Genomic DNA, 16481 nt, shown 5'->3' on the forward strand with positions numbered 1-16481 from the left:
GCGGGCCGCCCGTCCGCGGCGGGCGGACGAAACGGTCAATTCAGGCGCTCATCGCGTTGTGCTTGCGCGCGACATAGGCCTTGGCGGTTTCCACGGCCACGGCCGCATCGCGGCAATAGGCGTCCGCACCGATTGCCTTGCCGAATTCCTCGTTGAGGGGGGCGCCGCCAACCAGCACGATGTAATCATCGCGTTTGCCCTGTTCGATCATCGTGTCGATCACGACTTTCATATAGGGCATTGTGGTTGTCAGCAGCGCCGACATTCCGAGGATATCCGGTTTGTGCTCTTCCAGGGCTGCGAGATAGTTTTCGACCGGGTTGTTGATGCCGAGGTCCACGACCTCAAAGCCGGCGCCTTCCATCATCATCGACACGAGGTTTTTGCCGATGTCGTGAATGTCGCCCTTAACCGTTCCGATCACCATCGATCCCATGCGGGGCGCGCCTGTTTCGGCCAGCAGGGGTTTCAGGATGAACATGCCCCCCTTCATCGCATTCGCCGCCAGGAGCACTTCGGGCACAAAAAGGATACCGTCGCGGAAATCCGCGCCGACAATCGTCATGCCGCCCACCAGGGCTTCGGTCAGGATGCGATAGGGTTCCCAGCCGCGTTCCAGAAGAATATTGACCCCTTCTTCGATCTCTTCCCTGAGCCCGTCATAGAGGTCGTCGAACATCTGCTGAACCAGCTCCTCGTCGTCGAGGTCTGCGAGGATGATGTCTTCTTCTTCCGACATATCTGAATTTCCTTAGCTTGCGGGCGAGCCCGGTTTGGCCACTATTTTACTATTCTGTGACAGATACGGCGATCTGGACTGTTTTGATTGCGACACTGGCGCGTTTCGAACCGACCTATAGGCTGAATTGCAGCGCATTCCTAATGGTCCTTTTGCATGATTTTGTTCGTTTATCTTCATTTGTTCTTCAAATGTTCTCGTGCGCGTGCCATATTGGCAGTATGGATCAATCAAGTTCTCAAATCCCTATCCGCCGCAAAACCCGCGCTGCGCTCAGCAATGCGTCAGGTCGCTTTGATCTTGCCCGCGAGGCGGTGGATGATGGCTGGTACGCAGAACCGGAGGCGACATCGGTCGTGACAGAGATTCGCGAAGAGGTGGCGCGCAGTCTGATTTCTTACAACCGCTCACCGGATCTGCCGTTTGATCGTTCCATCAATCCCTATCGCGGGTGCGAACATGGCTGTATCTATTGTTTCGCGCGTCCCAGTCATGCCTACCTGGGGTTGTCGCCGGGTCTGGATTTCGAAACGCGACTGATCGCACGGCCAAATGCGCCGGAGGTGCTGCGCAAGGAACTGTCGGCGCGCAGCTACAAGGTGGCGACATTGGCGATTGGGACCAATACCGACCCGTATCAGCCCTGCGAACGCGATTTTGGCATCATGCGCGCCTGTCTGGAAGTGCTGCAGGAGTTCAACCATCCCGTCGCGATCGTGACAAAGGGCACCCTGGTGGAGCGGGATATGGATATTCTGGCCGATATGGCGACACGCGGATTGGTGCGCGTCGGGGTTTCGGTGACGACCCTTGATCCCGATCTGTCGCGGAGGATGGAGCCGCGTGTGCCCGCCCCGGCGCGCCGACTGGCAACCATACGCCGGCTGAGTGCTGCCGGAATTCCGGTGCGGATCATGACCTCTCCGCTGGTGCCGGGATTGACGGATCACGAACTGGAGGCGCTGCTGGCGGCGGGGGCCGAAGCGGGGGCGGATGCCGCAAGCTGGATCATGTTGCGCCTGCCGCGCGAGGTCTCGGCGCTTTGGCAGGATTGGCTCAGGGAGCATGAACCGGACCGCGCCGAAAAGGTCATGGCGCGGCTGCGAGAAATGCATGGTGGGCGGGATTACGACCCGCGCTGGGGCCAACGCATGCGCGGCGAGGGCACCTATGCCACGCTGATCGCGCAGCGGTTCAAGCTGGCCTGTCGGCGGCTCGGCCTGTCGGAAAAATCGCCTGCGTTGCGGTGCGATCTTTTTGCACGGCCCGTGCAGGCGGGGGATCAGCTGGCGCTGTTCTGAGGCTTTGAGCGTTGGATGATTACAGCGCCTGGCGCGCGGCGTTGTGACGGCTGCATAGACAGCGTCACGCAAGGAAAAGGGGGCCGGTTTTGCGCGGGGACTGAGCGGGTTGGACGGGGGGGGCGCTTGGCTTGGTTGGGCTGCAGGTGCCTGGGATTGGAATGCGCCGTGGGGGCTTTGGCGGTTTGGGACCCGGGGCCGTGGCTGGTGGGAAGGCAGGCAAGGGCTGTCGGGCAGACGGGTGCTGTCGTGCGGGCCGGGGCTGACAGAGCCTGTGATCCGGTTTCACAGGATAGCAACAGGATAGCAAAAAGGGCAGTCGCGCAAACGGCTGCCCTTGGTTGTATCGTTCTGCTGTGTACGGTCCGGGGTTTTGCTGTCCGGATTGAAAATGCGGGTGTGTTCAGCTGCGGCGGCGACCGCGACGGGCCCGGCGCTCGCTGGCGGCGGCGCCACCGTCTTCGGTGCCGTCACTGGCCGAGGTGAAGGGGCCGAGAACCTCGACAATCCGCTCCAGCGTCGGGCGTTCGCCGCGGGGGCGGCTGTCCAGCGCCTCGCGCATTTTGCGCAGGTGGTCCGGCATGGTGCCACAGCAGCCGCCAATGATCTTGGCGCCGGAATCGCGTGCCAGCACCGCATATTCGCCCATCAGCTCCGGCGTGCCATCGTAGTGGATGTGCCCGTCGACATATTTCGGGATGCCTGCGTTGCCCTTGGAGATAATGGGGCGTTCGGTGCCCTGCGCGGCAAAGCCGAGCACGGTGCGCAGGATATCCGACGCGCCGGTGCCGCAGTTCGCGCCAAACGCCACCGGCGGGACATCATAGTCCTCGACCAGCTTGGCCAGATCGGCAGAGGTGACGCCCATCATGGTGCGCCCTGCGGTGTCAAAACTCATGGTGCCGCACCAGGGCAGACCCACCAGTTTGAAGGCCTCGGCGGCAGCGGCAAACTCTTCGGGCGCAGAAATCGTTTCCAGCCAGAGCACATCGACGCCGCCCTCTTTGAGGGCATCGGCCTGTTCGTGAAACATCTCGACTGCGAGGGCGTGGCTCAATTCACCAACCGGCTGCATGATTTCGCCGGTCGGCCCAACCGACCCTGCCACCGCGATCTTGCGCTCCGCCTTGTCGGCCACGTCCCGGCCAAGTTCTGCCGCGACGCGGTTGAGTTCGCGCACGCGCCCCTGGGCATCGTGCAGTTTCAGGCGCGCGGCGGTGCCGCCAAAGCTGTTGGTGAGGAACAGATCGCTGCCGGCATCCACCGACCCCTTGTAGAGGGCCTTGATCTTGGCCGGCTCTTCGACATTCCAAAGTTCCGGCGCGTCGCCGGATTGCAGGCCCATATTAAAGAGGTTCGTGCCCGTCGCCCCATCCGCCAGAAGCGCGTCGCGGCTGTCCATAAGGTCGAGGAAACTATTGCTCATATTGGGATCCACTTGCCAGAACTTTGCGGGGCGCCTGGAAGGCACCCGGCAGGATAGGTCCATCTGTCATGCGCTGCGCGACAGGGCAACCGCATTTTCCTCAAGATCAACATGAGGTTGATGCAAGGGAATCTCCACGGTGGATGTCTCATGGCGCGGGCGGGTTGGCCGGTGAACCAGCCGGATCATCTCTGCCAGGGCCAAGGCCATCTGCGGCCAGGTCGGGGCCGCGATATAGCGGGCCTCCCACTGCGGAGCGAAGCAGGATTTGAACTGACGCAGACCCTTGTCAAAGCGATGCGCAAACCTGTGGTCGGGCACGGCGGCGAGCGACAGGCGGGACACGCCGACCTCGCGGGCGGCCTCTATTGCGGCGCGCACAAGGGCGTGGCCGGTGCCATCTGGCGCGCCCGGGATCTGGCGCACCAGGTCCAGGCACCATTCATCCGCCGCCCGGTGAAAGGTCATATAGCCGATCAGCCGATCATCCAGCCAGGCGAGAAAGGTCACCTGTATCGCCACATAGCTGGGTTCGAACTGTCCCATCGTGGTGCCGCGCGCGGCACCGTGTTGCTGTGTCCAGAGCGCGTCAACCTCTGCCATCTGGCGCAGCGGCAGGTCACTCCAGGCGGGTTCGACGCTCAGCCCGGCTTTTTCTGCATTGCGCAATTTGCGGCGCAACTGGCGAAACGACGATCCGGTGTCGGAAAACTCTGCCGGATAGACGATCGCGTCCTTTGCGATGCGCAGGACCTTCCACCCCTGACGTCGCGCCGCGAGCGCCATGCGCGGGCTGCATTTATACAGACAGGCTGCGGCATTGCGCGCCCGCGCATGGCGGTCGAGCGCTTCCGGGATCTCGGCGCGCCGTCCGGTCATGGGATCAAACAGCACCGCAGAAATTTGCGGCGTGTCGAGGAGCGCCACCTGATTGAGCCCGAAGGCGACGACATTGCCGCCGTTTTGCAGGATGACGCCGGTTTCCGCCTGACGCCGCTCAAAGGGTTGGCTGGCGGCTGCGCGAATGTCGGTGCCGAGCAGATCGGCCTCGGATGAGACATCGCCAAGCGCATAGCGCATCAGGCCGGGCCAAAGCAGCAGGGCACCGGCCAGGGCGGCAGGCAGCGCGTAGTAGACCGCGCGAAAGGCCAGCAGGCCGGCCACCAGGACAACGGGGTCGGCCCCCGGAAGCAGCGCCAGCATGGCCAGCTCCAACGGGCCCGCGCCACCGGGAGAGGAGGATACGATTGCCAGCCCCAGGGCGAGAAAAAACGCCGGCAGAAGCGCGGCAAGCGCGATGCCGTTTCCGGCTGGCAGCAAAAGCCACAGGGCGATGCCGGCAAAGGTCACGTCCATCAAGGTCCAGAGCATCAGGGCCAGGATCGCCTGAAGCGACGGCAGCCGCAATTTGAGCCCGCGAATGCGCCATTCCGGGTGCAGGAAGCATAAAACACAGGCGGAGCAGGCGACGGTAAGAATGCCAGCCCCAAGCCCGCGCAGCGCCAGGGTCGAGCCGACCAGCAGCAGCGACAAACCGCAGATCACGGCAAGGGCCGTCAGAAAGGTGATGCCGACAAAACCCGTCAGCTGGGCCGCCTGCAGCGGCGACAGTTGCGGCAACAGTCGCCAACGGGCAAAGGACCCCGACAGAATGCCAAAGCCAACCGCCTGTGAAAAGGCGATTGACGCCATCCCGGCGCGGCGGGCAACCGGGTCTTCGAGGTCGGTCCGCAGATGACGGTGCGCCACCGCATCATATCGCCCAAGCGCCCAGAAACTGAGAATGGTTGCCCCGATCGCCCCGATCCAGTTGGGCAGCGCGACCTGGCCCGCGAGGGTCAGGATCTCGGCCAATCCCGGCAGATCTGCATGGCTGGCCAGCACTGCCAGACTTGTCCCGGTAATCAGCAGCGGCAGCATGACCCGCAGGACAAATGACAGGGTTTGTTTGGGCACCAAGCGGTGAGACATGTTGAGTATCCGCTGAAATCACAGCTGACGCGGCAACCAGGCGCGACATCTGTCGGTTATGAGGCGCGAGGATCACAGGCGGGTCAGGGCCAGCCCGGCATCCTCTCGGTTTGGTTTGGAGGGGAGAGGTCTTCTGACACTTCCACGATGAGGGTCGTCACCTTGGCGGCGAAAACAGCGCCAATGCGTACCGGGCGGAGTGGCCTGGATCTGTTGCGGTGGCCTTGTCGGTCCGGGACGGAACGCACCGCGAGGTGCCGCAGCACGACGCGGCCAAAGGCGGGCGCGGTGTGCCATTCTGGACACTAGACCGCAGTCCCCGGTTCCCACCACGGGAAGTCGAATATCCGCAGACATTCGAAATTGTTCCTGTTCAACCTAGCCCGCGTTACTGAACAAAGCGTCAACGCAAACGGACAGAACGGGCGCCCATTGGTCGAGCAGGGTGGAATTATGAATAATTGACGGCCGCCGGGAATTTGACCACTCTTGCGGGTCTGCGAACCGGTCGTGCTGCGGCGCGCTTGCGAGATGTTTCCCCGTGCACTATGAGAACGCTACGGATCGGGGCAGATTCCCGGTGATCCATTCCGAAAGGCTCTCCATGGCGCGGCGCAAGAAAATCTACGAAGGCAAGGCTAAAACTCTCTATGAGGGGCCTGAACCGGGCACGCTCGTCCAGTACTTCAAGGATGACGCAACGGCCTTTAACGCGGAAAAGCATGACGTGATCGAGGGCAAGGGGGTGTTGAACAACATCCTCAGCGAGTTCTTCATGCTGGGGCTTGGCCAGATCGGCGTGCCGACGCATTTCCTGAAGCGGCTGAACATGCGCGAGCAACTGGTGCGCTCCTGCGAGATCATCCCGCTGGAAATCATCGTGCGCAACTATGCGGCCGGCTCCATGAGCAAGCGACTGGGGATCGACGAGGGCACCCAGCTGCCGCGTCCGATCGTGGAATATTGCTATAAAGATGACGCACTTGGCGACCCGCTGGTCACCGAGGAACATATTGCGGCCTTCGGCTGGGCCAGCCAGCAGGATATGGACGATATCCTGTCACTGGCGCTGCGGGTCAACGATTTCATGTCCGGCGTCATGCTGGCGGTCGGGATCCGGCTGGTGGATTTCAAGATCGAGATCGGCCGGGTGTATGACGGTGATTTCCAGCGCCTAGTGGTTGCCGATGAAATCAGCCCTGACAGCTGTCGCCTGTGGGACATCAAAACGGGTCAGAAGCTCGACAAGGACGTGTTCCGCCGCGACCTTGGCAGCCTGACGGATGCCTATACCGAGGTGGCCCGCCGCCTGGGCGTGATGCCGAACAATCCGCCAGCGCCGGGCAAGCCGCAACTGGTAAACTAAGTCTCGGCCCTTTGGGCCGGTGTAAGAGAATAACAGGGCAGGGGCGCTGCGGCCTCGCCATGGAACACTGAGGAAAGTCGCGATGAAGGCACGGGTGCATGTGATGCTGAAGACCGGGGTTCTCGATCCGCAAGGGGAGGCCGTGCGTCACGCGCTTGGCGCGCTGGGTTTCGACAAGGTCGAAGGCGTGCGTCAGGGCAAGGTGATCGACCTGGATCTGGCGGACGGGGCAACCGAGGCGGATGTGAAGGACATGTGCGAGAAGCTGCTCGCCAATACCGTGATCGAATCCTACGAGATTGAAATCGCCTGATGCGGGCGGCCCGCCCCAGTCGGGCGTTTCGATCATCACCGATTTTGTGAATTAGGAGAAAGCCCAGATGCGTGCTGCCGTTGTTGTATTTCCCGGGTCCAACTGTGACCGCGATCTTGCGGTCGCTTTTGAGCAGGCCGGTTTCAAAGTGTCGATGGTCTGGCACAAGGACAGCCAGTTGCCCGACGGCATTGATATCGTTGGTGTTCCGGGTGGTTTTTCCTATGGCGACTATCTGCGCTGTGGCGCGATCGCGGCGCAGTCCCCGATCTGCCAGGCGGTTGTTGCCCATGCGGAACGCGGTGGCTATGCGCTGGGAATTTGCAACGGATTTCAGATCCTGACCGAAACCGGCGTGCTGCCCGGCGCCCTGCTGCGCAATGCCGGGCTGAAATACATCTGCCGCACTGTTGGTCTGACGGTTGCCACTGAAAACTGCGCCTTTACCGACGGCTATGCCGCAGGCGAGGTGATCGGCGTGCCCATCGCCCACCACGACGGCAACTACTATGCCGACGATGCCACCGTGCAGCGCCTGAAGGACGAGGACCGGATTGCCTTTACCTATGTCGACAATCCAAATGGGTCGGTTGCGGATATTGCCGGCATCCTGTCGGAGAACCGGCGCGTGCTTGGGATGATGCCGCACCCGGAACGGGCCTCGGACGAGGGGCACGGTGGCACCGACGGTGCGGCGATGTTCCGCGCATTGTCGGGCATGTTTGCCGAGGCCTGACTTGAGCCTTGCGGGCGCTAATCATACTGTTGCGCCATGACAGCCCCTGTGGAGCCAAACCCCGTGGAGCCAAAGGGCTCGCCCCCGCCTGCACCACCCAAACGCCCACCGCCCAAGCGGATGGTGTCGCGGTCCCGCACGATCTCCTGGCGGGTGCGATTGGCGCTGGTGGTGTTCATGGCGATTGCGGGAACCACCGTATGGTTCACAAATACCACCCTGACCCATAGTTTCACCGAAACGACCCGGAACCGGGCAGAGCTGCGACTGGCGCTCTATTCCGGTAACCTTGTCAGCGAACTGCGGCGCCACGCGATTGTGCCGCAATTGTTGTCTCGGGATCAGGCGCTGATCTCTGCGTTGCAAAGCCAGGACTTTTCCCTTTCGACGCAAAGGCTGATTTCCTTTGTCGATGAAATCGGTGCTGCCTCGATCACGCTGATGGATCGTGACGGTCGCACCGTGGCGGCGACAGACCGGGTTCGGCTGGGCGAAACCTATCGCAATGCCGCCTATTTCGTCGAGGCGATCCGGTCGAACGCCACGGTGTTTTCGGTGATCCCGCGCGAGGTGCGTGGCTATCAGTTCACCTATTCGCGGCGCCTGATCGACAGCAGTGGTACGCTCGGCGTGATCATGGTCGAGGTGGACCTGCAGAAGTTCGAACGCGCCTGGGCGGGGATTTCGGATGCGGTCATGGTGGCGGACAGTACCGGCACCATCGTCATGGCGACCGAGGCCCGCTGGCGCGGCCTGTCCGAAGCCGAAGCGTTGAAGGAACAGACCCCCGAAGGCGCGATCCAGCGCGCGATCCGCGCGACGGCCGATTGGAACGCCTTGCCGACGGATGTCTATCTGCAGGGCGAAGCGGTCATGCGGCTGGAAACACGGGTGCCGTTCCAGGGCTGGCGCATGATGTCCTACACCACCTACGATTCCATTCGGGAGCAGGTGAACGCGGTGATCGCGCTCGAAATCATGGGATTTGCGATTCTGCTGGCGTTGGCCTTCTATGCGCTCAGCCGGAAAACGGCGCTGCGGATGGCCTTGTTTCAGCGGGAGTCGGCGGAGCTTCGCGTGCTGAACGCCCGGCTGCAGCGGGAAATCGCCGAACGCGAACGCATGCAGGAGACCCTCGCGGTGGCCGAACAGAGCCTCGCGCAGAGTTCCAAACTGGCCGCTCTGGGAGAGATGTCAGCGGCGGTCAGCCATGAGCTGAACCAACCGCTTGCCGCGATGAAGACCTATCTGGCGGGCGCGCGTTTGCTGTTGCAACGCAACCGGCCCGAAGAGGCGCTGTCATCCTTTGGGCGGATCGACGATCTGATCGAGCGGATGGGGGCCATCACCCGCCAGCTGAAGTCCTATGCGCGCAAAGGGGGCGATGCGTTCAGCCCTGTAAATATGGCGGATGCGCTGGCGTCATCGCTTTCGATGATGGAACCGCAACTGCGTCAGAGGCATGTGAAAATTACCCGTATACTTCCCGATCAACCGGTCTATGTCATGGCAGACCGGATGCGGCTGGAACAGGTGATGGTCAACCTCTTGCGAAATGCGCTGGACGCCACCAAATCGGTGGACGAACCCGAGGTGGAGATCCTGCTGGCTGCCGGTGAGACGGCGACGCTTGCGGTACGGGACAATGGCGACGGCATTCAGGATTTCGACAACCTGTTTGAACCGTTTTACACGACCAAGCAGCCCGGCGACGGCGTTGGCTTGGGACTTGCCATCTCCTCGGGGATCGTGAACGACCTGGGCGGTCGGCTCACGGCCCGCAACTCCGAAGCAGGGGGGGCGGTATTTGAAATGCAATTGCCGATCCTTGTGGACGGCATGGAGGCCGCCGAGTAGGGCGGCGGGATGTTGGAGGGCCGTATATGGCACAGGCTATGAAAATTGCGATCGTGGATGACGAGCAGGATATGCGCCAGTCGATCAGCCAATGGCTGGCACTGTCGGGATATGACACGGAAACCTTTGCCAGCGCCGAAGACGCGCTGAAGACCTTGGGGCCTGACTATCCGGGGATCGTGATTTCCGACATCAAGATGCCCGGCATGGACGGGATGCAGTTTCTCAAAAAGCTGATGGGCTCGGACAGTTCGCTTCCGGTGATCATGATTACCGGCCATGGCGATGTGCCGATGGCGGTCGAGGCGATGCGGGTCGGGGCGTTTGATTTCCTCGAAAAGCCCTTTAACCCGGATCGGATGTCAGAGCTGGCGAAACGCGCCACCGGTGCGCGTCGGCTGACCATGGACACCCGTGCCCTGCGGCGCGAATTGTCCGATGGCGGCCAGATCATGAAAAAGCTGATCGGGATCAGCCCGGTGATGGATCGTCTGCGTGAAGATATCCTGGACCTTGGCCAGGCCGACGGACATGTGTTGATCGACGGTGAAACCGGCACCGGCAAGACACTGGTGGCCCATGCCCTGCATGCGGTGGGCAGCCGGGCGGGTAAAAAATTCGTGCTGGTCTCCTGCGCCGCATTGGAAGAGGCGGCATTGGCCAAACGCCTGTTTGGTCCGATGCAGCCCGAGGACAGCATGCTGCCTGCGGTGGAAGAAGCACGCGGCGGGACGCTGGTTCTGGAGGACATCGAGGCGCTGAGCGAGCCGCTGCAAGCGAAGCTCCTGAGCTTTATCAACGAACAGGGCACGCCGGGCGAAACCCGCATCATCGCGATTTCCAACCTGCAAGAAGCGGGCAAAACCTCTGAAGACGTGCTGCGGGCTGACCTGTTTTACCGTCTGGCCGCCCTGCGTATCACAGTGCCACCGCTGCGGCAGCGGGGCGAGGATATTCTGACCCTGTTCACCCGCCTTAGCGAGCAGTTCTCGGAAGAATACGGTTGCGATGCGCCGCAGGTGACGGCGCAAGAGGCCGCCCAGCTGTTGCAAGCCCCTTGGCCGGGCAACGTGCGCCAGTTGATCAACGTTGCGGAGCGGGCGGTGCTGCAATCACGTCGCGGCTCCGGCACCATCGCGTCGTTGTTGATGAGCGATCACGAAGACATGCAGCCAGTGATGACAACCGAGGGCAAGCCGCTCAAGGAATATGTCGAGGCCTTTGAACGGATGCTGATCGACAACACCATGCGCCGCCACAAGGGCTCTATCGCGTCGGTGATGGACGAGCTGTGTTTGCCGCGCCGGACGCTGAACGAGAAAATGGCGAAATATGGTCTGCAACGTTCCGACTACCTCGGGTAGCGCGCCAGCATGACCCTGCCGGCGGCATATCTTTTCGACATGGACGGGCTGCTCCTGGATACGGAGCGGTTGACGCTGGCGGCGTTTCTGGATTGTGCGGAGGCGTTCGATCTGGAAACGGCAAAAATGGAGCCGTTCTTCATGTCGCTGGTCGGGATCTCGGCGGCGCGCAGTGACGAGATGTTGCTGGCATTCCTGGGGCCTGACCGGGACGCCGCGCGGGTCGTCGCGATGTGGCGCGACCGCCTTGCCGCACGTCTTGCAGAGGCGGTGCCTGTCAAACCCACGGTGCGTGACACCCTGCAGGCGCTGACGGCGCAGGGGGGCCGGATGGCAGTTGTCACATCGACCCTGGGCGACAAGGCCCGTCACCACCTGGACCGCGCGGGCCTGTTGTCGCATTTCCAGTTTGTGCTGGGCGGCGACGAAGTGTCGGCCAACAAACCTGATCCGGCGCCTTATCGTGAGGCGGCAGAGCGGTTGTCGCTGCCGCCATCGGCCTGCGCGGCGTTTGAGGACAGCGACTATGGCATTACGGCTGCCGCGGCGGCCGGGTGCTGCGCCGTTCAGATCCCCGATCTGCGTCTGGCCACACAGCCTTTTCCGGATGTCGGACAGCTGTTTGCCCCAACCCTGGAACAGGCGGTTGCGGCGGCGCAGGGACGGTTTGCGCAGGCGCCTGGCGGACAGAATGCGGAGAATTTAGGGTAAATCTGTTGCATTGCCCTGGAAAACCTGTCGCGGCCTCAATGGTGCCTTAACCATGCCACTGGAAATTGCGGACATGGCTTGAAATTCGCTTTCGCAGCGGCGTGGCGTAGAATGACCATTGTCATTACCTATCCACAGGCCTTATGCTGAACCTACGGACATCGCCTATGTCGACGTCCATACATGAGATTTTCTGTCTTTCAGATCCGACTGGCCAACGCCGGGATGTGACGACAGACCAGTTCGTCCCGCAAGCTGCGGGGCTGTTGAGTGCCTGCTTTGTTGGTGTCCAATGCGACAGTGACAAGGAGGAAATAACGGGCAGGGATCGGGACAACCCCACCTGTCGGAGAAGAACCGCGATGATGCGCGCGAGAGTATTGAGCAAGACAGCAGGTTTTCCGCAGCGATGTCGGAACCCCCAGTCTTGCACTGCTTTGTTCCCTGCGCCGTCGGAAGTCGCCCTGACAAGACACCACCCACAACATGTTCGTCCGCCGGGTCCTCGGGCCGGGGCTGCGACTTCGGTCCGCTGTCCCGTGATCCTGACGCAGCGGCGACTGAGGCTGGCATGGTGCACCAAAAGGACTAATGGCGAAGAAAATGCTGATCGACGCCACCCACGCGGAAGAAACCCGCGTCGTGGTGGTGGATGGAAACAAGGTCGAGGAATTCGACTTTGAATCCGAAAACAAGCGCCAGCTTGCTGGCAATATTTACCTCGCAAAAGTAACCCGCGTCGAACCTTCGTTGCAGGCGGCTTTTGTGGACTATGGCGGCAACCGCCATGGGTTCCTTGCGTTTTCCGAAATCCATCCGGACTACTATCAGATCCCCGTCGCGGACCGTGAGGCCCTGATGGAAGAAGAGCGCGCCTATGCGGAATCGATGCGCGCCAAGGATGAGGACGAAGACGAACCCAAGCCGAAAAAACGGTCCCGGTCGCGCAGCAAGACGCGCGCCGAAAAGACCACCAGCAGCGATGCTGTTGAAACACGGGATGCCTCGGCTCCGTCCGGCGAGATCTCCGGCATGGAGACCATCGACCTCGGCGAGGAGACATCCGATGTCGCTGACGTGCCCGAAGGCGAGGCGACAGCCGTTGTCACCGACCCGACCGAAGCCGCTGACGAGCAGTCTCAGGCCGCTTCGTCGGCGCCGGATGACGTGGCCGAAGGCGAGGCGACAGCCGGTACCGAGACGGACAGCGACGACAGCGAGAGTGACGCCGATGAGGCAGAGCTTGCGGACGATTCTGACACCGTGACCACCGCAAAGGCCGCCGATGCCGCGTCCAAGGACGACAGCATCGAGTCGGTTGCCGATGACGATGATCAAGAAGACATTCGTCCGCAGCGCAAACCGCGCCCGCGCCGTTACAAGATCCAGGAAGTGATCAAGGTCCGCCAGGTTCTGCTGGTTCAGGTCGTGAAAGAAGAGCGCGGCAACAAAGGCGCGGCGCTGACCACCTATCTGTCTCTGGCCGGTCGCTATTGTGTGCTGATGCCGAACACCGCCCGTGGCGGTGGCATCTCGCGCAAGATCACCAATGCTGTCGACCGCAAGAAACTGAAAGAAATCGCCACCGAGCTTGATGTGCCGCAGGGCGCAGGTCTGATCGTGCGCACCGCCGGTGCCAAGCGGACCAAGGCCGAGATCAAGCGCGACTATGAATATCTGCAACGTCTTTGGGAGCAGATCCGCGAGCTGACGCTGAAATCCATCGCGCCCGCAAAGATCTACGAAGAAGGCGATCTGATCAAACGCTCGATCCGCGACCTGTATAATCGTGAGATTGACGAGGTTCTGGTCGAGGGCGAACGCGGCTACCGTATCGCCAAGGACTTCATGAAGATGATCATGCCGTCCCATGCCAAGAACGTGCAGAACTACAACGAGTCACTGCCGCTCTTTGCGCGCTATCAGGTGGAAAGCTACCTGGCGGGCATGTTCAACCCGACGGTGCAGCTGAAATCGGGTGGCTATATTGTCATCGGTGTCACCGAGGCGCTGGTAGCGATTGACGTGAACTCCGGTCGGGCGACCAAGGAAGCCTCGATCGAGGAGACCGCGACCAAGACCAACCTGGAGGCCGCCGAAGAGGTCGCCCGCCAGCTGCGTCTGCGGGACCTTGCGGGCCTTATCGTCATTGACTTTATCGACATGGACGAGCGCAAGAACAACGCCGCCGTCGAGAAAAAGCTGAAAGACAAGCTGAAAACAGATCGCGCCCGTATTCAGGTGGGCCGGATTTCGGGCTTTGGCCTGTTGGAAATGTCGCGTCAGCGGCTGCGTCCTGGCATGATCGAAGCCACAACCGCGCCCTGTTCGCATTGCCATGGCACTGGCCTTATCCGTTCGGATGACAGCATGGCGCTGTCGATCCTGCGCCAGATCGAGGAAGAGGGCACCCGCCGTCGTTCGCGCGAAGTTCTGGTGAAATGTCCTGTGGATATTGCCAACTACCTGATGAACCAGAAGCGCGAGCATATTGCGCAGATCGAACAGCGCTATGGTCTGTCCGTGCGCATCGAAGGGGACGTCAAGCTGGTCAGCCCGGATTTCTCGTTGGAGAAATTCAAGACCGCGTCGCGTAGCATCGCGGTGGCGACTGGGCCTGTTGTTTCGGTCGATACCTCCATCATGGATCAGGTCGATGCCGGAGCCGAAGAGGCCGAGATCGAGGTTGAGGTCGAGGACGAAGATGACGCCGTGCCGGAGACGGTGACCACCAATGACGAGGGTGGCGACGGTGAGGCAAAACCCAAGCGCAAGCGGCGCCGGCGTCGGCGCAAGAAGCCGTCGAATGGCGACAATGGGTCGGACAACGGCGAGGCGCAGACCTCCTCGAACGCTGACGGTGCAGAGACGCAGACCGACAGCTCCGCCGGGTCGGCTGGCGCTGAAGAGGCTGGCGATACGTCGACCGATGACGCCACCACTGAGACAACGGTTGATGTTGGCGACGCAGAGCCAAAGAAGAAGACCCGCACGCGCACCCGCAGCCGGTCACGCAAAAAGCCGGAGCCCGTGCCCGCGTCGAATCCTGAGGTGAGCGAAGCCGCCACGGATCAGGCTGGTGGCGAGGCAGAAGCTGCCGTGGCGGAGGCCACGTTGGCAGCGGCGCCCGAAAGCGAGCCCGTCGCGGTTGCTGACGCGGCGGCGACGCCTGCGGAGGTCCCGGCTGAGGTCGTGACCGAGGCCCCCGAAACGGCTGCCGACAGCACCGTGGTGGAGCCTGGTGCATCGCCTGTGGCGGCGGAGCCTTCGGCGGAAACCGGATCAGAGCCGGACGCGGCTGTGGCAGCACCGGAATCCACTGCTGAACCTGTGGCCGAAGCGGCAGAAGCAGATGCGGAGGGTGAGACGACTGTCCAACCCACTGCTGAGCCTGAACTGGAGAAAGAGCTGGCCGTTGCCGAGCCCGAACCGCAAAAGCCTGCCAAACCGAAACGCCGTGGCTGGTGGTCTGTCGGCGGATGAGGCTGCTTGCATCACACGTCCTGCACAAAGAAAAGGCGACCCTATGCGGGGTCGCCTTTTTCAGGTCACGGGGATTTGGATCCTTGATCGCATCGGATCTGTTCAGCCTTGCGCTTTGATACGCCCCTTGCGGATCAGGTAGACTTGATGTGTGGTCTCGTCTTCCAGGCTGAGGAAGGTATGACCCGCTTCATTGCAGAAATGCGGCACATCGATGATGGCTGCCGGATCGTCGGCCAGGATGCGCAGCACGCTGCCTTCGGGAAGGGGTTCCATCCGCTTTCGCGCCTTGAGCACGGGCAACGGGCACAGGAGGCCAAGGGCGTCCAGAGTGAGATCGGGTTCGGTCATACCCCAGGGAAATACGCTGCGTGTTACAGCCTGTCCACAGGGATGTGACATCGCGTGCAGGTGACGCCGTGGCGGCGCTGGTCTAAGGAAGAAACATGTTTGGAATCGAGATCATAGACGCCAGCCTGCTGCCTGCGATATTCGTCGCACTGGTTGGCGGAATCATCAGCTTTCTCAGCCCCTGCGTGCTGCCCATTGTGCCGCCCTATCTTGCCTATATGAGCGGTGTCACCATTGGCGAAATCCAAGGCACCGCCGCTGCCCGCCGAAAGGCGATATTGGCGGCGATGTTCTTTGTGCTTGGATTGTCGACCGTATTTTTGCTGCTGGGGTTCACCGCGTCGGCCTTTGGCGCCTTTGTGCTGCAAAATCAGGTGCTGTTTGCCCGTGCCTCTGGCGTGGTGGTGATCATCTTTGGTCTGCACTTCCTGTCGGTCTTTCGCATTCCATTGCTCGACCGCGAGGCCCGAATGGAGACCGGCGAGGCAGGAGGGTCTGTGCTGGGCGCCTATGTGCTGGGGCTGGCATTCGCCTTTGGCTGGACGCCCTGTATCGGCCCGCAACTGGGTGCGATTCTATCCCTTGCCGCGTCGGAGGCATCCCTCACCCGGGGCACCCTTCTGCTGGGGGTGTATGCGCTTGGACTTGGGGTTCCATTCTTGTTGGCAGCGATTTTCCTCACCCGTTCGATGGTGCTGATGAACCGTATCAAGCGCCACATGAGGCTGATTGAACGGATCATGGGCGGGCTGCTGCTCTTGGTCGGGGTTATGCTGGTCACCGGGCTTTTCTCCAGCTTTTCCTTCTGGCTGCTTGAAACCTTTCCGGCGCTGGCACGGCTGGGCTAAGTCTCTGCACAAGCT

14 protein-coding genes are annotated in these 16481 nt (G+C 61.7%); 9 read left to right on the forward strand and 5 right to left on the reverse strand.

Annotation, left to right across the window (positions count from 1 at the left end; translation table 11 throughout):
• Positions 1-40: 40 nt before the first annotated feature.
• Positions 41-739, reverse strand: coding sequence for a corrinoid protein (locus TRIHO_RS18825; RefSeq protein WP_068247396.1), 699 nt, complete (start codon positions 737-739; stop codon positions 41-43).
• Positions 740-960: 221 nt separating this feature from the next.
• Between TRIHO_RS18825 and TRIHO_RS18830 the strand changes: the two genes are divergently transcribed.
• Positions 961-2040 carry a PA0069 family radical SAM protein gene (locus TRIHO_RS18830; protein WP_068247397.1) on the forward strand — a complete coding sequence of 360 codons (1080 nt, stop codon included), beginning with the start codon at positions 961-963 and terminating at the stop codon, positions 2038-2040.
• 403 nt (positions 2041-2443) lie between these two features.
• On the opposite strand, the gene bmt is transcribed toward TRIHO_RS18830, so the two are convergent.
• Entirely contained in the window at positions 2444-3466 is a 1023-nt protein-coding gene (bmt, locus tag TRIHO_RS18835; protein WP_068247398.1) for a betaine--homocysteine S-methyltransferase, read from the reverse strand.
• 66 nt (positions 3467-3532) lie between these two features.
• The gene (locus TRIHO_RS18840; protein ID WP_068247401.1) at positions 3533-5437 is read right to left on the reverse strand and encodes a phosphatidylglycerol lysyltransferase domain-containing protein; all 1905 of its coding nucleotides are present in this window, start codon (positions 5435-5437) and stop codon (positions 3533-3535) included.
• Between the two features lie 604 nt (positions 5438-6041).
• Between TRIHO_RS18840 and purC the strand changes: the two genes are divergently transcribed.
• The 3 genes from purC to purQ all read left to right on the forward strand — a co-directional run bounded on the left by purC (position 6042) and on the right by purQ (position 7852).
• Entirely contained in the window at positions 6042-6803 is a 762-nt protein-coding gene (gene purC, locus TRIHO_RS18845) for a phosphoribosylaminoimidazolesuccinocarboxamide synthase (RefSeq protein WP_068247474.1), read from the forward strand.
• A gap of 82 nt (positions 6804-6885) precedes the next feature.
• A complete protein-coding gene (gene purS, locus TRIHO_RS18850; RefSeq protein ID WP_068247404.1) occupies positions 6886-7116 on the forward strand; it encodes a phosphoribosylformylglycinamidine synthase subunit PurS in 231 nt (76 codons plus the stop codon).
• Positions 7117-7183: 67 nt separating this feature from the next.
• Positions 7184-7852, forward strand: a complete 669-nt coding sequence (gene purQ / locus TRIHO_RS18855; RefSeq protein WP_068247409.1) for a phosphoribosylformylglycinamidine synthase subunit PurQ — start codon at positions 7184-7186, stop codon at positions 7850-7852.
• Positions 7853-7869: 17 nt separating this feature from the next.
• Here the strand turns inward: purQ and TRIHO_RS23970 are convergent, their stop codons facing one another.
• Entirely contained in the window at positions 7870-8031 is a 162-nt protein-coding gene (locus tag TRIHO_RS23970) for a hypothetical protein (protein ID WP_165595933.1), read from the reverse strand.
• Between TRIHO_RS23970 and TRIHO_RS18860 the strand changes: the two genes are divergently transcribed.
• From TRIHO_RS18860 to TRIHO_RS18875, 4 genes are all read left to right on the forward strand, one after another.
• A complete protein-coding gene (locus TRIHO_RS18860; RefSeq protein WP_068247414.1) occupies positions 7973-9709 on the forward strand; it encodes a sensor histidine kinase in 1737 nt (578 codons plus the stop codon). The two genes, TRIHO_RS23970 and TRIHO_RS18860, sit on opposite strands and share 59 nt — an antisense overlap.
• 26 nt (positions 9710-9735) lie before the next feature.
• Positions 9736-11073 (forward strand): sigma-54-dependent transcriptional regulator, encoded by a 1338-nt coding sequence (locus TRIHO_RS18865; RefSeq protein ID WP_068247415.1) that lies wholly within the window; start codon positions 9736-9738, stop codon positions 11071-11073.
• 9 nt (positions 11074-11082) lie between these two features.
• On the forward strand, positions 11083-11784 hold the full coding sequence (locus tag TRIHO_RS18870) for an HAD family hydrolase (RefSeq protein ID WP_232367836.1): 702 nt from the start codon (positions 11083-11085) through the stop codon (positions 11782-11784).
• A gap of 591 nt (positions 11785-12375) precedes the next feature.
• The gene (locus TRIHO_RS18875) at positions 12376-15267 is read left to right on the forward strand and encodes a ribonuclease E/G (protein WP_068247416.1); all 2892 of its coding nucleotides are present in this window, start codon (positions 12376-12378) and stop codon (positions 15265-15267) included.
• Positions 15268-15369: 102 nt separating this feature from the next.
• Here the strand turns inward: TRIHO_RS18875 and TRIHO_RS18880 are convergent, their stop codons facing one another.
• Positions 15370-15618, reverse strand: coding sequence for a sulfurtransferase TusA family protein (locus TRIHO_RS18880; RefSeq protein WP_068247419.1), 249 nt, complete (start codon positions 15616-15618; stop codon positions 15370-15372).
• 95 nt (positions 15619-15713) lie between these two features.
• On the opposite strand from TRIHO_RS18880, the gene TRIHO_RS18885 reads away from it, so the two are divergent.
• A complete protein-coding gene (locus TRIHO_RS18885) occupies positions 15714-16466 on the forward strand; it encodes a cytochrome c biogenesis CcdA family protein (RefSeq protein WP_068247421.1) in 753 nt (250 codons plus the stop codon).
• The last annotated feature ends 15 nt before the right edge of the window (positions 16467-16481 follow it).

This window comes from Tritonibacter horizontis (assembly GCF_001518015.1).
Classification (GTDB): Bacteria; Pseudomonadota; Alphaproteobacteria; order Rhodobacterales; family Rhodobacteraceae; genus Epibacterium; species Epibacterium horizontis.

What these genes read in the sequence shown, in the direction of transcription:
- TRIHO_RS18825 (WP_068247396.1), bottom strand. Translation starts at nt 739, where the DNA reads ATGTCGGAAGAAGAAGACATCATCCTCGCAGACCTCGACGACGAGGAG.
- TRIHO_RS18870 (WP_232367836.1), top strand. Translation starts at nt 11,083, where the DNA reads ATGACCCTGCCGGCGGCATATCTTTTCGACATGGACGGGCTGCTCCTG.
- TRIHO_RS18885 (WP_068247421.1), top strand. Translation starts at nt 15,714, where the DNA reads ATGTTTGGAATCGAGATCATAGACGCCAGCCTGCTGCCTGCGATATTC.
- purQ (WP_068247409.1), top strand. Translation starts at nt 7,184, where the DNA reads ATGCGTGCTGCCGTTGTTGTATTTCCCGGGTCCAACTGTGACCGCGAT.
- TRIHO_RS18865 (WP_068247415.1), top strand. Translation starts at nt 9,736, where the DNA reads ATGGCACAGGCTATGAAAATTGCGATCGTGGATGACGAGCAGGATATG.
- TRIHO_RS18875 (WP_068247416.1), top strand. Translation starts at nt 12,376, where the DNA reads ATGGCGAAGAAAATGCTGATCGACGCCACCCACGCGGAAGAAACCCGC.
- TRIHO_RS18840 (WP_068247401.1), bottom strand. Translation starts at nt 5,437, where the DNA reads ATGTCTCACCGCTTGGTGCCCAAACAAACCCTGTCATTTGTCCTGCGG.
- TRIHO_RS18880 (WP_068247419.1), bottom strand. Translation starts at nt 15,618, where the DNA reads ATGACCGAACCCGATCTCACTCTGGACGCCCTTGGCCTCCTGTGCCCG.
- purC (WP_068247474.1), top strand. Translation starts at nt 6,042, where the DNA reads ATGGCGCGGCGCAAGAAAATCTACGAAGGCAAGGCTAAAACTCTCTAT.
- TRIHO_RS18830 (WP_068247397.1), top strand. Translation starts at nt 961, where the DNA reads ATGGATCAATCAAGTTCTCAAATCCCTATCCGCCGCAAAACCCGCGCT.
- TRIHO_RS18860 (WP_068247414.1), top strand. Translation starts at nt 7,973, where the DNA reads ATGGTGTCGCGGTCCCGCACGATCTCCTGGCGGGTGCGATTGGCGCTG.
- purS (WP_068247404.1), top strand. Translation starts at nt 6,886, where the DNA reads ATGAAGGCACGGGTGCATGTGATGCTGAAGACCGGGGTTCTCGATCCG.
- TRIHO_RS23970 (WP_165595933.1), bottom strand. Translation starts at nt 8,031, where the DNA reads ATGAACACCACCAGCGCCAATCGCACCCGCCAGGAGATCGTGCGGGAC.
- bmt (WP_068247398.1), bottom strand. Translation starts at nt 3,466, where the DNA reads ATGAGCAATAGTTTCCTCGACCTTATGGACAGCCGCGACGCGCTTCTG.